Here is a 15835-nt window from a genome sequence, read left to right on the forward strand (position 1 = left end):
AATTTAGTCAACAGTCACAATCATGCGACAAGTTTCACGGCGACAGGCTGCGCAGCACCAGGCTGGACAATTGTGCCGGGGCGTCTTCCGTGTAGTCAAAGCTGTACTGCAGCAGCAAGGGATTGAGGTAGGGGCGCATCACCAGATAGATCGACATGGCGGTTTCATCCAGCGGCGTCTTGCGCTCGAAGTCGCCGGACTGGCGGCCGGCCTGCAGCACTTCCTGCAGCAGCTTGCGCACGCTTTCTTCGTAGGCCAGCACCGATTGCCAGCGCTCCGTGGCGGCCGAGGCGGCAATTTCGTACAGTTTGCGGTCCTGGAAGAACAGGCGCAGGCTGGCCTCGGTGCAGGCCTTGAACATGCGCCGCAGCTTCTCTGGCGGCTGGTCGGTCTCGGCCACGGCGGCGCTGACCTCGGCCTGGATCTGGCGCAGGCAGTTGGAGCAGATCGCCTCGCCTATGGCCTGCTTGGATTCAAAGAATTTATAAATGTAGGCCTTGGAAAAACCGATCGACTTGGCCAGGTCGGAAACCGTGGTTTTGGCATAGCCGTAGTGGCTGAAATGCTCGGTTGCTGCTGCCAGGATCTGGTCGCGGACATCGTGGTCCGCCGGCCCGCGGGCCGGAGTGGGGTAGGTGCTGGGATTTGTCATAGGCGCCAGCATACGCCAAAACGCCAGGGTTGGACAACTTGTGACCATTTGGTATTATGGTCACCGATTCCACCGTTAATGAAAGCGTCCCATGTTGCCAAAATCTACTTTTGCCGCGCTGATTGTTGCCAGTTTTGCCACCGGTTGCGCCGTCGGTCCCGATTACGTGCGCCCTGATACCGCCATGCCGGACCGGTTCCAGGGCCAGGCTGCGGTCGAGCGCCGCCAGGCCGCCGGCAGCGCCGAACTGGCCGTCTGGTGGACCGGGTTTGCCGATCCGCTGCTAAGCCGCTACGTCGAGCGCGCGCTTGAACAAAATCTCGATCTGGCGCAGGCGGCTGCGCGCGTGGCCCAGGCCCGGGCCGGGCTGGGCGCGGCGGATGCCGCATTGCTGCCGTCCGGGAATGTCTCCGGCCAGGCGGCCAGGGCTTATCAGTCGGTGGAGACGCCGCTGGGCAAGGTGCTGAATGCAACGCCCGGCTTTGATCGTTATGGCAATGCTTACGAGATGAATGCCGGCGCTGCCTGGGAACTGGATCTGTTCGGCGGGCTGCGCCGTGGACGGGAGGCGGCGCAGGCTGAGTATCAGGCCTCGGAGGCGGGGGCGGCGGCCGCGCGCCTGGCGGTGGCGGCGCAAACGGCTGACACCTATATCAGCATCCGTGGCTTGCAGAGCCGTCTGGCGATCGCGCGCCAGCAAGTGCAGACGCAGCAGGAGCTGGTGTCCACCGTCAAGCTGTTGTATGGCAAGGGGCTGGCGGCGGAGCTGCAGCTCAGGCAAGCGGAAGGCGCGCTGGCGCAGGTGCGCGCCTCGATTCCTGTGCTGGAGGCGGGGCTGGATGCGGCCATGAACGCGCTGGATGTGATGCTGGGAACGCTGCCGGGTACGCACCGGGGCGAACTGGCCGAGGCCGTGGCGATTCCGGCCGCGCCGCAGATCGCGCCGGCCGGCACGCCGGGCGAGCTGCTGCGGCGCCGTCCGGACCTGATCGTGGCCGAGCGCCGGCTGGCCGCCGCCCATGCGCGCATCGGCGTTGCGATTGCCGAGTATTACCCCAAGCTGTCGCTGAGCGGCCTGGTGGGCAGCGCCACCACGGTCTCCGGCGGCAATCTGTTCAGCGGCGGCGCCAGCCAGGCCTCGGCCGCGCTGGGGCTGCGCTGGCGGCTGTTCGACTTTGGCCGCATCAATGCGCAGATCGGCCAGGCCCGGGGGCAGGAGGCGGAAGCGCTGGCGGCCTACCGGCTGGTCGTGCTGCGCGCTGCCGAAGATGTGGAAAATGCCTACTCCGCCCTGGTGCGGCGGGAACAGCAGACGGCGGCGCTGAGCGAGGGCGTGGAGGCGCTCGGCCGCGCCCGCAGCGCCGCGTTTGCCGCTTATCAGAAAGGCGTGGTCAGCCTGATCGAGGTGCTGCAGGCCGATGACAGCCTGCTGCGCGCCACCGATGCGCGTGCCCAGGCGCAGGCCGAGAGCGCCCGCGCCGCCGTCGCCGCGTTCAGGGCGCTGGGCGGCGGTTGGGAGGGCGCGCGGCCGGCACTGGCGCTGCGTCAGGAGTGACGGCGCCGGCGCGGCGGCAATCGCAGAATTGGCGGGTTTTTCCGCCTCTTCTTGCGGTTCGGCTTGCCTGTCTGCCACGTGATAATGAGAGCTCGGAAATCCTCTTTAGCGAGTACTCTCATGAACGATAACGCTTTGCTTCCCATTCCCATGGTCTCGCTGCAAGAGGCAGAGGAGCCTGCGGCCATGCCGCGTGCCGCGATGGAAATGAAAGCCATCCAGGAAGCGATCGCCCGGGTGGAAGCTGAAGCCAAGGCCGCGTGCGCCGCCGAAAGCCGCGCCCACGCCGAAGCCCGTGCCCGCGCGCTGGCCGAGGACCGCGCCGCCATGGATGCCGCCGCCGCCGCGGTCGCGCTGCAGAATGCGCAGGCGGCCGAGGAGGCCATCAAGGCCAATCAGGAGCGGCTGGAATCGCTGCGCGCGGCCGCCCAGGCCAGCGTGGCGCGTCTGGATGCCGTCAAACAGGAAACCGCCGAGCTGCGCGCCCGCGCCGAGGCCGACAACCAGATCCGCAAGGCCGCCGAGGAGCGCGCCCGGGCGGAAGAGGAAAGCCGCAAGCGGGCGCACGAACAAATCGCCACCGAGGCGGAACTGGCCGAGCAAGCGTCGCGCGCCGCCGCCGAGCTGCAGGCGCAAACCGAACAAGCCCGCCTGCAAGCGGCGGAACGCGTGGCTGCCGTGCAGGCGGCCAAGGAAGAAGTGGTGGGCATCGCCTCGGCCGACGCCCGCGTCGCCACCCTGGCGCGGGAGCGCGAGCGCCACGCCGCCGCCGCCCGCCAGACTGCGCAGCAACTGGCTGAAGCGGAAGCGGAAGCGCTGGAACTGACCAAGCAGCGCGAGCGCGCCGACCAGATCGCGCTGGAATCGGCCTTCAACCGTTCCGCCGCCGAAGTGCGCGCGCTGGAAGAGGCCCGTGCGCTGGCGCACCTGGAACAGGAACGCGAGCAGATCGCGCTGGCCAAGGCCGAGTCCGAGCGCAGCGCCGCGCAATCGCTGCGCCTGCGTCTGCAAACCGAAAAAGAAATCCGCGATGCCGCAATCCACCGCGAGCGCATGGAAGCCGTGGCCGCCGCCGCGGCGCAGGCGCGCCGCGAAGCGGACGCCCGCATCATTGCCGCCACCGAGGCGCGCATCGAAGTCGACAATCAGCTGCGCGCCGTGGCGCTGGCCCGCGTACAGGCGGAAGAGGAGGCCGAGATCGCCACGCTGGCCAAGGTAGAAGCCGAAGCCGAAGCCATGGAGCAGGCCAGGCTGCGTCAGGCTGCGGATGAAGCCGCGGCCGAAGCGGCCCGCACCGACCAGCTGGAACAACAACGCGCGGCCGGGCTGGCCGATGAGCGCGCCGCCAAGTCGCGTGCCGCCGCGGAGCTGCTGGCCAGCCAGAACGCCGCCGAGCAGGAAGCAATCGCCACCCTGGCACAGCAGGTGGAAGTGCAAGCGGCCGCCACCGCGCTGGCGGAGCAGCGCGCTGCACAAGCGGCGCTGCTGCTGCAAGCCGAGCAGGCGCGTGCCGAAGCCGAGCGGCAGGCCATCGTCGCCCTCAAAGAAAAACTGGAAGCCGAGCAACTGGCCACCGAAGCCGCGCAACAGCGCGTGGCTGCCGAGCGCGCGCAGACCGAGGCCTTGCGTCAGCAGCGCGAAGCCGACCACCGGCTGAGCGCTGCCGCCAATCAGGAAGCGGAAGCGGCGCGCGTGATGGCGGCGCAGGTGTCGGCCGAAGCCGAGCAGAAAGCCATTGCCGCGCAGGCGCTGGCGGCGCAAGCCAACCTGGCGGTGGAGCTGGGCGTGGTGCATGCCGAGCGCGCCCGCGTAGAGCAGGAAAAGGCCGCCAAGGCGGAAGAATTGCTGGCCGCCGAGCGCGAATTCGTGGACACCGAGCGCAAGTCGCTGGCGCTGATCGACCAGAAGCTGACGCAGCAGCGCATCACCACCGCCTCGGAAATGCGTGCCTCGCAGGCGATTGCCGGTCGTCTGGAAGCGGAGAAGAATGTGGCCGCCAGCGCCCGTCGGCGTGCGGATGAGGAACAGGCGGAAGCGGACGCCATGCGTCAGCGCGAGCTGGCCGAACAGGAAGCCGCGCAAGCGGTGGCCGACAAGGCGGCGGCGCAGAAAGCCCTGCTGGAAACTGCCCAGGCGCACGCCGCCATGCAGCGCAAGGTGGCCGACACCACGGCTGCGATGACGGCGGCCAAGCAGAAATTGCTGGAACTGGAAACCCGGCGCCTGGCGGCCGCGCAGAAAGTGCTGGCATCCGTCCAGGCCAAAGTCGCGGCGGAAGAAGCGTTGGCGGCAGAGGGCGGCACCGTGGTTGCCACCCTTGACGACGCCCGCGCCCGCAAAGAAGCCGCACGCCAGGCCGCGCCGGCCGAGTCCGGCAAAGCCGTCTGGCGCGCCCGCTAAACTCCGGGGTCAGGTCCGCCATTTCTACACGAACTCAGCCGTAGCGACCGCTACGGCTGAGTTCGTGTAGAAATGGCGGACCTGACCCCGGAGTTTAGAAGCTGTAGCCGAGGCCGATCAGGAAGAGGTCGGCGTCGCGGTGGTAGTCGGTCACCACGCGGTTCCACGTGGCTTCCGCCACCACCCGCCGGTCGATGTGGTAGCGCGCGCCTACCGTCACCAGCCCGGCGCGGTGCGAACGCTGGCCTTCGCCGTCCGGCACCTGGGCGTTGAAGTAGGGGCCGGCACCCATGCCCAGTTCCACTTTCTGATTCAGGGAACGGATCAGCCACAATTGCGTGGCTACGCCGTTGCGCTTGCTCTGCGCGCTGTTGCCCTCGTATAGCGCCGTCACCGTCCAGTCCACATAGCGCCCCACCGCGCGCCGGTATTCCAGCGCGGCGATCGCCGCCGTTTCCGAACGCAGGCTGTTGGTGATCCCTTGCCCCGCCATCAGTGTGATCGCTTCATCGGCGGAACTGCCATCCAGATGCAGTTTGTCGCCTTTGACGCCGTTGAACTGGTAGCCCACGCCCAGCATCAGCGAGGTGGTCGAGTCTTTGCCCGACGGCGTGATGCGGGTGACCAGCAGCTGGTTGTACCAGCGGCTGTCCGGGTAGTGGTAGGTCGCCTGCACGCTGTAGATGTTGGCCCAGCCGTGGTCGTTGGTGTAGCGCGCGCCGGTCGTGCTGTGCAGGTCGCTGGTGTCGAAATAATAGTACTGGCCGATGCCGGCGCCGAAACTCCAGCCCGGCGCATTGCTGCCGCTGCGCACCCACAGCTGGCTGGCCACGCCGTCGCGGTGGTGGCTCAGGGGATGGCCTTCGTTCAGGTAGTCCAGGCTGAGCGCGAAATGCTCGCCGAGGGGATGGGAGTAGGAAGCGCCAGCGCTGAAGGTGGCTTCGTCGGCTTCCTTGACGCGCAGCGCGCCGCCATAAACGGTCACTTCCTGCGCCGATGTCATGCCCGCCACGGCCAGCGCCGCAGCGGCGAACAGGGTACGTTGCATATTTGAAGTTCCGGCAAAATGCTGAGTCTACCGGAAATCAAAAAACAGCGCTTGACGCCTGCGCAGTGGCGGGCCTCACTGCTGGACTGTGACCTTGGTGATGTAATACTCGGTTTCTCCGAAGCACTGGGTCGGCACGCCCTTGTGCTGCGCGTAGCTGAGGATGACGCGCTTGCCGGTGGCGGCGGTCAGGTCTTTGGCCACCTTTTCATCGCGCACGCTGAACTCGAACTTTTCCGGGATCGCGCCCGGCATCGAGGTCAGCAGGATTTCGCCTTCCCAGGTCTTGCACACCCAGCCGCGGGTGGAGAATTTCTGCAGGTAGCCGGCGCGCTCGCCTTCCGAATACGAGATGTGCAGCATGGCCCAGGTGTAGGCGGCCAGCAGCAGCAGGGCGACGGCCAGCAGGCCGACACAGTACAGGAATACGCGTTTGGATGTGGTCATGGCAGTTCTGAGTTAGGCAACGTTGCGTATCTTATCATGCCGCGTGCAGGCGTTTGTGGCGCACCGATGACCACAGCGAGACGGCAATGAAGGCCACGCCCGACAGGCCGGTAAACCACTCCGGAATATGGTATTTCACGCTGGCCAGCATGATGATGGCCAGGATGCCGATGGCGTAGTGCGCGCCATGCTCCAGATAGACGTATTCGTCCAGCGTGCCCTTGTGCACCAGGAACACGGTCAGCGAGCGCACGAACATGGCGCCGATGGCCAGGCCCAGCATGATGATGACCACGTCGGTGGTGATGGCAAAGGCGCCGATCACGCCGTCAAAGCTGAACGAGGCATCCAGCACTTCCAGGTACAGGAAGCCGCCAAAGCTGCCCCTGGCCACCGTGGCCACCACCGGGCCGACGCCGGCTTCGGTGGTGTCGTCGTCGTCCTCCGCCGGTTCCTCCTCTTCCAGCAGGCTGCTGATCCAGCCCACCGCCAGGTAGATGATGACGCCAACCACGCCGGCCACCAGCACTTTGTACTGCTCCTCGCCGCCGACCAGCGAGACGCAGCCAAACACCGCCGCCAGCGCCAGCAGCACGGCCAGGCTTTCGGTGCCGTGCTTGCCCAGTTTTTCCTCGATCCAGCCCAGCCAGTGCAGCTCTTTCTGGTCGTCGAACAGGAAGTTGAGGAATACCAGCAGCAGGAAGGCGCCGCCAAAGGCCGCCACCTCGGCGTGGGCGCCGGTCAGGTAGCGTGAATATTCCTCGGGCGTGGTGGTGGCCATGTGCCACACTTCCAGCAGGCCGAGGCCGGTGGCCATGGAGACGATCAGCAGCGGGAAGACCAGGCGCATGCCAAACACGGCAATCAGGATGCCGACCGTCAGGAACAGCTTGCGCCAGAATTCGTTCCAGTGGCGCAGCACCGAGGCATTGACCACCGCGTTGTCAAACGACAGCGACACTTCCATCACGCCCAGCACGGCGGTGATCCACAAGGCTTGCGCCAGGCCGCTGACGCCACCATGGTTGTAGCCCCACCAACCGGCCAGGACCATAAGGATGAAGGTGACGGCAAAGGAGACGCGGAAGTGCTGCATGGTTATCTTTTTTGAAATGATGGTAACAAGTTGAATTTTATATTACTTGCTTCCGCCGCTGGGGGCCGTCTGCCATAATGGCGCCACAAAAATGCATAGGACTGCCACGAATGGATATCGCTTATCTCGTCACCCCGCTGCTTACCTGGATCACGGTGGGGCCGATCAAATTCCTGATTAACAGCGCCAGGGCGCGCAAGTGGGCCTTCAATCTGGTCGGCAACGGCGGCTTCCCGAGCAACCATAGCGCGGTGGTGTCCAGCATGGCCACCCTGATCGCGCTGCGCGAGGGCATCGGCCATCCGGCCTTTGGCGTGGCGGTGACGCTGTGCTTTATCGTGATCATCGATGCCAACAGCCTGCGCCAGCATGTCGGCAAGCAGGCCGCCGCCATCAACCGCATCGCCAAAGACGACAGCGGCCACCAGTGGCTGCGCGAGCGCATGGGCCATACGCTGGTGGAAATCGCCGGCGGCCTCACCACCGGCATCATGATGGGTAACATCATTAACGCGGTGTTCGGCCGCGGCTGACTGTCCGCGCTGTCCGCTTTGGGGCCGGATTATGTCCGGTTCCGTACATCCCCGGTTTACCGTTCATCCCCGTATTTGGCGTTTCAGCCACAAATTCTACCGTCCGTCGCACTGTGATTGACCTGACAACGCTGGTCGCGGATACTCTGCGCCCTGTAGTCTGGCTAATTCTAAAAGCACCTCACGTGCCACTTTCTCGGAGAACTTTATGTTGCGCAAAACCCTTCTAGCTCTCGCCATTGCCTCTGCCCTGGTTGCATGCGGCAAATCAGCCCAGGAGCCTGAAAAAGCCGGAGCCAGCGCTTCGGCCTCTGCTTCCGCAGGTAAAGACGCTCCGAAAGTGACTTTACAGATGTCGCCGGAAGATACCCTGACCGTCCAGTCCGACGCGCTGGCCTCCGGCCCGGTGATCACCGGCTCGATCCAGCCGGAACGCCGCGCCGACCTGCGCGCCGAGGTGAGCGCGGTTGTAGTTCAGGTACTCAAGGAAAATGGCGAGACGGTTAAAAAAGGCGATGTGCTGCTGCGCCTGGACGAAACCGCCATCCGCGACAGCCTGACCTCGGCCGACGAGGCCACCCGCGCCGCCGAACAGTCGCTGGCCCAGGCCCAGCGCATGTACGAGCGCCAGAAAACCCTGCTGGCCTCCGGCATGGTCTCGACCACCGCCATGGAAGACGCCGAAGTGCGCCGCAACAATGCCCAGAGCGATCTGGCGGCGGCCCGTTCGCGTTCGGTGGCGGCGCGCCAGCAACTGACCCGCACCGTGGTGCGCGCGCCGTTTGACGGCATCGTCAGCGACCGCAAGGTGTCCAACGGCGATACCGCGCAGGTGGGCAAGGAATTGATCAAGGTGATCGATCCGACCAGCATGCGCTTTGAGGGCATGGTCTCGGCCGACAAGATCGGCGTGGTCAAGGTCGGCCAGCCGGTGCTGTTCCGCGTGAACGGTTACCAGGGCCAGAATTTCAACGGCAAGATCAAGCGCGTGGACCCGGCCGCCAACGCGGTCACGCGCCAGGTCGAGGTGCTGGTGGAGTTTGCCGACGCCACCCGTCCGGGCGTGGCCGGCCTGTATGCCGAAGGCCGGGTGGAATCGCAGACCACCTCGTCGCTGATGGTGCCGCCGTCGGCGCTGGTGCAGGCCGGCGACAGCAATTATGTCTGGCGCGTGAAGGGCGGGGTGCTGGCCAAGGTGCCGCTGACCCTGGGCGCGCGCGATGAGCGCAGCGGCCGCCTGCAGGTGCTGAGCGGCTTGCAGGCCGGCGACATGGTGGTGCGCGTGCCGGCCTCCGGTTTCAAGGATGGCCAGAAAGTGGAATTGACGGCGCCTAAGGCGGTGGCTTCGGCCTCGGCAGGCAAGGTCGCGGAAAAATAAAAGGATAAACAGCCATGTTCCTGTCAGATTTCAGTATTAAGCGGCCCATCGCCACGATCGTGCTGATCGTCGCGATGATGTGCCTGGGCTTGATGGCGCTGAGCAAGTTGCGCGTCAACCAGAACCCGGACGTGGAAGTCCCGTTCATCGTGGTCAATATTCCGTATCCGGGCGCCTCGCCGGAGACGGTCGAGCGCGAGATCATCAACCGTCTGGAAAAATCGCTGAACTCGATCACCGGCGTGACCGAGACCAACAGCACCGCCTCGGAAGGCTCGGCCAGCATCTTCATCAAGTTCACGTTTACCAAGAACCTGATCGAGGCCTCGGACGAGATCCGCAATGCCATCGCGGCGGTGCGCTACAAGCTGCCGACCGAGATGCGCGAGCCGATCCTGGTGCGCATCGACCCGTCGGCGCAGCCGGTGATGCAGATGGCGCTGTCGTCCAGCTCGCAAAGCCATGCGGAGATTTCGCGCCTGGCCGAGGACAAGCTGGCCGACCGCTTCCGCGGCATCGATGGCGTGGCCTCGGTCAACATCGACGGTTCGCTCAAGCGCGAGCTGAGCGTGCTGCTGAAGGCCGAGAAGCTGCGCGAGTACAACGTCTCGATTGGCGACGTGGTCAACGCGCTGCGCAACCAGAACACCAACGCGCCGGTCGGCAAGGTGCGCGGCGAGCTCGATGAAAAAAGCATCCGCCTGGTCGGCCGCATCGAGCGTCCGGAAGAGTTCCAGCAGGTGGTGGTCAAGCGCAATGGCAACGAGCTGGTGCGCCTGTCGCAGGTGGCCACCATCCAGGACGGCTTTGCCGAGGTGAACAGCCTGAGCGTGCGCTCCGGCAAGCCGAACGTCGGCATCTCGGTGACCCGCTCGCGCGACGCCTCGACCGTGACGGTGGCCCGCAAGATCAAGGCCATGGCCGAGGAAATGCAGAAGGAAATGCCGGCCGGCACCAAGCTGGAAATCACCCAGGATGACGGCGAGAATGCCGAGAGCAGCCTGGACAACGTGATCCATGCGCTGGTGTTTGGCGCCGGCCTGACCATCTTTGTGGTGTACGCCTTCCTCAACTCGTGGCGCTCGACCCTGATCACCGCGCTGTCGCTGCCGACCTCGGTGCTGGCGGCCTTCATCGGCGTCTGGCTGTGCGGCTTCACGCTGAACTTCATGACCCTGCTGGGCCTGTCGCTGGCGATTGGCGTGCTGATTGACGATGCCATCGTGGTGCGCGAAAACATTGTGCGCCACATGCAGCTGGGGGCCGACCGCCGCACCGCCGCGCTGAAAGGCACGGCCGAGATCGGCATGGCGGTGGCGGCCACCACCTTCTCCATCATGGCGGTGTTTATTCCGGTGGCGTTCATGCCGGGCATCACCGGCGAATGGTTCCGTCCGTTCGCGCTGACCGTGACCTGCTCGGTGGCGGTATCGCTGCTGATCTCGTTCACGCTGGACCCGATGCTGTCGGCCTTCTGGGGCGACCCGCCGGGCCACCACGACGCGCCGCGCAAGGGGCTGGAAAAGTATTTTGCCAAGTTCAATCACTGGTTCGACCACCAGGCTGACCGCTACGGCAATGTGATCGAATGGGCGCTGCATCACCGCCGCTCGATGGGCGTGATCGCGGTGGCCACCTTCGTCGGCGCGCTGGTGCTGCAGGGCAAATACGGCGGCGCCAGCTTTGTGCCGGCCTCGGACTGGGGCACCATCGCGATCGATGTGCGGACCCCGTCGTCGAGCTCGCTGGAATACTCGCGCCTGAAGCTGGAAAAGGCGGCCGTGATTGCCCGCGGCATCAAGGAAACCAAGGAAACCAACAGCTACGTCAACCTGAGCGGCGGCCGCATTTATGTCGACATCGGCAAGAAGACCGAGCGCAAGCGTGGCGCCATCGAGATCGCCAAGGAATTGCGCGAGAAGCTGGCCGGCCTGGTGGGCGCCGAGTACACCGTGCTGGACGACCTGAGCAATGGCGCCCGCAAGCCGGTGCAGATTGAATTCACCGGCACCGATTCGCGCAAGCTGATGGAAATCACCAATGCCTTCATGGACCGCCTGCGCAAGGTGCCGGGCGCGGTGGACGTCGGCCTGTCGGAAATGGATCCGAAGGACGAGCTGCAGATCGAGCTGAATCGTGGTCTGGCCAACTCGATGGGCATTGCCGCCGGCGATGCCGCGCAAGCGCTGCGCGTGGCCTTTGCCGGTATCGAGGTGGGCGACTGGGTCGACCCGACCGGCGAGTCGCGCGACGTGGCGGTGCGCCTGGCGCCGGAAGACCGCACCAGCGCCGAGAACATCGAGCGCCTGCCGATCGCCGTTTCCGGCACCAGCCAGATGGTGCCGCTGGACCAGATCGCCCGGGTGACGATGGGCAAAGGCCCGTCCACCATCAAGCACAAGGATGGCAAGCGCGTGATTTCGGTCAGCGCCAACGTCGAAGGCCGCTCGCCGGGCGAGGTGACCGCCGACGCCATGAAGCTGGTCAAGGACATCGACTTTCCGCCGGGCTATGGCCTGGCGCTGGGCGGCGCCGGCAAGGACATGCAGGAAGTGTTTGGCGCCATGGGCATTGCGCTGGTGGCTGGCGTGGGCCTGATGTACCTGATCCTGGTGATGCAGTTCGGCTCGTTCACGGCGCCAATCGCGGTGATGCTGTCGCTGCCGCTGTCGCTGATTGGTGTGGTGCTGGGCCTGCTGGCCACCAACAGCACCATCAACCTGATGAGCCTGATCGGTGTGATCATGCTGATGGGCCTGGTCGCGAAAAACGCCATCCTGCTGCTGGATGCGGCGCGCAAGCGCGAGGAAGAGGGCTTTGGCCGCGAGGATGCGCTGATGTACGCCGGCCGCATGCGTCTGCGTCCTATCCTGATGACCACCTTTGCGCTGATCGCCGGCATGCTGCCGGTGGCCATCGGCCTTGGCGAGGGCGGCGAGTTCTACCGTCCGATGGCCATCGCGATTATCGGCGGCACCATCACCTCGACCCTGCTGACCCTGCTCATGGTGCCGACCTTCTACGACAGTATCGAGATCAAGAAGGACAGCGCCCTGGCCAAGATGCACCGCCGCGCCGAGCGCTTCGGCATGGTGGCCGCGGTGGCCTCGATCGTGGTGGAAGCGATCCTGTTCCTGGTGTTCGTGCGCTTCATCTACCGCCTGATCATGGCTGGCGTGCGCAAGCTGACGGGCCGCAAGCAACCGCCGGCAGCGCCGCAGGAGCCAGAACGCAAGATTGCTTAAAAGTATTTTTAATTAAGCACAAGAAAGGGCCTTCGGGCCCTTTTTTTATTAATGAAATGCAGAGCGTTCGCTCGGTTTGGCGTTTTTTGGTGTATGCTGCTGGCCTTCCAGTACCAATTTTGGTTACCGGACCCTTATAAATCTGATAAAGCGAGACCTTCATCATGCAGCGCAAATACCTCTCCCTGATCATTGCTGCCGCCCTGGGCGCAGCCTCCTTCGGCGCACAAGCCTCGGGCTACCGCTTCGGCTCGCAGAGCGTGGCCGGCCAGGGCACGGCTGACGCCAACGGCGCCGAAGCCAACGACGCGTCGACCATCTTCTACAATCCGGCCGGCCTGTCGCGCCTGGACGGCACGCAGATCAGCGCCGGCGTCACCGTGGTGGTGCCGCACTCGACCTACAACGATACCGGCTCGACCCACTTCACCGGCGCCCCGACCGGCGGCACCGCTGCCAAGGACTATGCACCGGATGCGGTGGCCGCGCCATCGCTGTACGTCAGCAAGAAGCTGAATGACCAGTGGGCCGTGGGTCTGGGCCTGTTCGTGCCATATGGCGCCAAGCTGGACTATGGCAACACCTGGAACGGCCGCTACGCGCTGTCCAACATCAAGCTGGAAGCCATCACCCTGAACCCGTCGGTATCGTGGAAGCTGAATGAGCACCACGCCTTCGGCTTCGGCATCAACGCCGAGCACATGAAGGCCGAGCTGGGCCAGGCGGTGGACGTGCCAGGTTCGATCGCCGCGCTGTCGAGCGGTGCCGGCGCTGCGCAAGGCGCGGCACTGATCAAGCAAATCGCTGCCCTGGGCGGCAATCCGGCGCTGCTGCGCACCGCCGGCGACGCGCACGGCTCCAACGATGGCCAGGACTGGGGCTGGGGCTTTAACCTGGGCTATCTGTTCACGCTGGACCAGAACACCCGTTTCGGCCTGGCTTACCGCTCGTCGATCTCGCATCAGCTGAAGGGCAGCACGGTGTGGGACTTCTCGCAAGTGACCACCGATCCGATCGTCAACAAGGTGCTGGAAGCGGCGTCGCACAAGGTCAACTCGGCGGCGCTGGTGCGTCTGCGCACGCCGGAAACCCTGTCGGCCAACGTGTTCCACCAGTTCAATTCGAAGTGGGCCGGCATGGCGGACGTGACCTTCACCCGCAACAACCGCATGGGTGACCTGCACATTGAATTCCCGGGCACCGGCGAAGGCGATGAGGTGATCCGTCAGCAGTGGAAAAACACGGTGCGCGTTTCGCTGGGCGGCAACTACGCCTACAACGAAAACCTGACCTTGCGCGCCGGCGTGGCGTACGACGAGTCGCCAGTCAAGAGCGCCGAGCTGACCCATCCGGCACTGCCGGACAGCGACCGCATGCAGTATTCCTTCGGCGCCAACTGGAAACTGAGCCCACGTTCGTCGATCGATCTGGCGTACAGCTTCCTGGACTTCAAGGATGCCAAGATCAACTACACCAACCAGTGCAACCCGCTGGCCACCAGCTGCACCGGCAACGGCGAAACCACCCGCGGCCTGTACCAGACCCACCTGTCGCTGATCGGTATCTCGTATAACTACAAGTTCTAAGTGTTGAACGCGTAGCAGCAAAGGGCCTTCGGGCCCTTTTTTCGTTTCAGCGCGTGGTCGGCGGCGGATTGTTTTGTTGCTGGTTGGGCGGCGGCGAGTTGGTGTTGTTGCCGGTGCCGCTGGTGCCGCTGGTGCCAGTGCCGGTCGCGCCGGTGCCGCTGGCGCCCGTGCCCGTACCGCCGGCGTCAGTGGCGCCGGTGCCGCCGCTGGGCGTGGTGGCTGGGGTGGTGGTGCTGTCCGGCGTGGCCGTGGCCGGCGATTGCGGCTGGTCTGCCGGGCGTTTGTTGCAAGCCCCCAGCAGCGCCGCGGCCAGCGCCGCGCCCAGCAGGATTTTCGTCATATGAGGCAGGATAATCATCATTTTTCCTTTCGGTTAAGGGAAATGATTAGACTGCGCCGGCGCGCCGGCGGTTCCCGCCCCGGCGTCAGGCAGCTTTGCGGTCGCTGTCGATCGGCGGCTCGGCGTCGCTGTTGAAGACGGCCTGATCGGTCTCGCCCAGCACCCGGCTGGCAACCGCGCCGGCCGTGACCGAGCCGCTGACGTTGAGCGCGGTGCGGCCCATATCAATCAAAGGTTCAATTGAAATCAGCAGGCCGGCCAGCGCCACCGGCAGGTTCATCGACGACAGCACGATCAGCGCGGCAAAGGTGGCGCCGCCGCCGACGCCGGCCACGCCCACCGAACCGATCGTGATGATGGCCAGCAGCGGTGCGATAAAGCCGATGGTGAACGGATCAACGCCGACGGTCGGCGCGATCATCACCGCCAGCATGGCCGGGTAGATGCCGGCGCAGCCGTTCTGGCCGATGGTGGCGCCAAACGAGGCGGCGAAGTTGGCGATGCCTTCCGGGGTGCCGAGGCGGGTGGTCTGGGTCTGCACGCTCATTGGAATGGCGCCGGCGCTGCTGCGCGAGGTGAAGGCAAAGGTCAGCAGCGGCAGGATCTTTTTGGTCCAGCGCAGCGGGTTCAGGCCGAGGCCGGACACGATCAGCAGGTGCACCACGAACATCAGCAGCAGCGCGCTGTACGAGGCCAGCACAAAGTCGACCAGGCGCAGGATGTCGGTATAGCTGGAGGTGGACACCACCTGCGCCATCAGCGCGAACACGCCGTACGGCGTCAGGCGCAGCACCAGCGTCACGATGCGCATCACGATCGCATGCGCCACCTGGATGAAGCGCTCGAAGGACGCGAAGATTTCCGGTTTCTTGTCGTGAATGCCGGTGGCGGCAATGCCGATGAACACCGAGAAAATCACCACCGCAATGGTGGACGTCTTGCGCCCGCCGGTCATGTCGAGGAAGGGATTGGCCGGGATAAAGCTCAGCAGCATGCTGGGCAGCGAAATGGCTTGCGCCGCTTCCACCTTGCCCTGCAGGTAGACGCCGCGTGCGATGTCGGCGGCCGAGGCGGTCAGGCCGACCGCACTCAGGCTGAAGGCCTTGGCCATCAGGATGCCGATGCTGGCCGCGATCAGCGTGGTGGCCATCAGCGTGCCGATGGTGAGCGCGCTGATCTTGCCGAGCGAATTGATGCCCTTCAGCTTCAGGATGGCGGCAATGATGGACACCATAATCAGCGGCATCACAATCATTTGCAGCAGCTTGACGTAGCCGCTGCCGACGATGTCAAGATAATCGCTGGTGGTCTTGATGTCCGCTGCGCCGGCGCCGTAGATCGCTTGCAGCGCCGCGCCCAGCACCACGCCCAGCCCCATGCCGGTGAATACGCGCACCGAAAACGACGCATGCCTGCGCTGTTGCGCGTACAACAAGCCGAGGAAGGCCAGCGCCGCCAGCAGATTGAGGATCACGTTTATCGTCATTGCTTACCCTTTACTACTTATTTGTAACCGATCGTGCATTTTATAGGGCCGCATAGGAGGTTTAGCGAA

At 64.9% G+C, this 15835-nt stretch carries 12 protein-coding genes; 6 read left to right on the top strand and 6 right to left on the bottom strand.

Features of this window, described 5'->3' with window-relative positions:
- Window positions 1–34: 34 nt before the first annotated feature.
- Entirely contained in the window at window positions 35–652 is a 618-nt protein-coding gene (locus ABDW57_RS25485; protein WP_343732946.1) for a TetR/AcrR family transcriptional regulator, read from the bottom strand.
- A 91-nt stretch (window positions 653–743) separates the two neighbouring features.
- Between ABDW57_RS25485 and ABDW57_RS25490 the strand changes: the two genes are divergently transcribed.
- Together ABDW57_RS25490 and ABDW57_RS25495 are read left to right on the top strand one after the other, a co-directional pair.
- The gene (locus ABDW57_RS25490) at window positions 744–2207 is read left to right on the top strand and encodes an efflux transporter outer membrane subunit (protein WP_343732947.1); all 1464 of its coding nucleotides are present in this window, start codon (window positions 744–746) and stop codon (window positions 2205–2207) included.
- Between the two features lie 120 nt (window positions 2208–2327).
- The gene (locus ABDW57_RS25495; RefSeq protein WP_343732948.1) at window positions 2328–4607 is read left to right on the top strand and encodes a hypothetical protein; all 2280 of its coding nucleotides are present in this window, start codon (window positions 2328–2330) and stop codon (window positions 4605–4607) included.
- A gap of 94 nt (window positions 4608–4701) precedes the next feature.
- Here ABDW57_RS25495 and ABDW57_RS25500 read toward each other — a convergent pair whose 3' ends face one another.
- From ABDW57_RS25500 to ABDW57_RS25510, 3 genes are all read right to left on the bottom strand, one after another.
- On the bottom strand, window positions 4702–5655 hold the full coding sequence (locus ABDW57_RS25500) for a hypothetical protein (protein ID WP_343732949.1): 954 nt from the start codon (window positions 5653–5655) through the stop codon (window positions 4702–4704).
- A gap of 75 nt (window positions 5656–5730) precedes the next feature.
- Window positions 5731–6102 (bottom strand): hypothetical protein, encoded by a 372-nt coding sequence (locus tag ABDW57_RS25505; protein ID WP_343732950.1) that lies wholly within the window; start codon window positions 6100–6102, stop codon window positions 5731–5733.
- Between the two features lie 34 nt (window positions 6103–6136).
- Entirely contained in the window at window positions 6137–7198 is a 1062-nt protein-coding gene (locus tag ABDW57_RS25510; RefSeq protein ID WP_343732951.1) for a DUF475 domain-containing protein, read from the bottom strand.
- Window positions 7199–7308: 110 nt separating this feature from the next.
- Between ABDW57_RS25510 and ABDW57_RS25515 the strand changes: the two genes are divergently transcribed.
- The 4 genes from ABDW57_RS25515 (at window position 7309) to ABDW57_RS25530 (ending at window position 13940) form a co-directional block, all read left to right on the top strand.
- Window positions 7309–7731, top strand: coding sequence for a divergent PAP2 family protein (locus tag ABDW57_RS25515; protein ID WP_343732952.1), 423 nt, complete (start codon window positions 7309–7311; stop codon window positions 7729–7731).
- Between the two features lie 208 nt (window positions 7732–7939).
- A complete protein-coding gene (locus tag ABDW57_RS25520) occupies window positions 7940–9109 on the top strand; it encodes an efflux RND transporter periplasmic adaptor subunit (RefSeq protein WP_343732953.1) in 1170 nt (389 codons plus the stop codon).
- 14 nt (window positions 9110–9123) lie between these two features.
- On the top strand, window positions 9124–12354 hold the full coding sequence (locus tag ABDW57_RS25525; RefSeq protein ID WP_343732954.1) for an efflux RND transporter permease subunit: 3231 nt from the start codon (window positions 9124–9126) through the stop codon (window positions 12352–12354).
- Between the two features lie 164 nt (window positions 12355–12518).
- The gene (locus ABDW57_RS25530) at window positions 12519–13940 is read left to right on the top strand and encodes an OmpP1/FadL family transporter (RefSeq protein ID WP_343732955.1); all 1422 of its coding nucleotides are present in this window, start codon (window positions 12519–12521) and stop codon (window positions 13938–13940) included.
- 46 nt (window positions 13941–13986) lie between these two features.
- Here the strand turns inward: ABDW57_RS25530 and ABDW57_RS25535 are convergent, their stop codons facing one another.
- The gene (locus ABDW57_RS25535) at window positions 13987–14301 is read right to left on the bottom strand and encodes a hypothetical protein (RefSeq protein WP_343732956.1); all 315 of its coding nucleotides are present in this window, start codon (window positions 14299–14301) and stop codon (window positions 13987–13989) included.
- Window positions 14302–14365: 64 nt separating this feature from the next.
- Complete coding sequence (locus ABDW57_RS25540) at window positions 14366–15766, bottom strand: cation:dicarboxylase symporter family transporter (protein ID WP_343732957.1); 1401 nt, start codon at window positions 15764–15766, stop codon at window positions 14366–14368.
- Between the last annotated feature and the right edge of the window lie 69 nt (window positions 15767–15835).

The sequence above is a fragment of the Duganella sp. genome, assembly GCF_039595735.1.
Classification (GTDB): domain Bacteria; phylum Pseudomonadota; class Gammaproteobacteria; order Burkholderiales; family Burkholderiaceae_D; genus Rugamonas.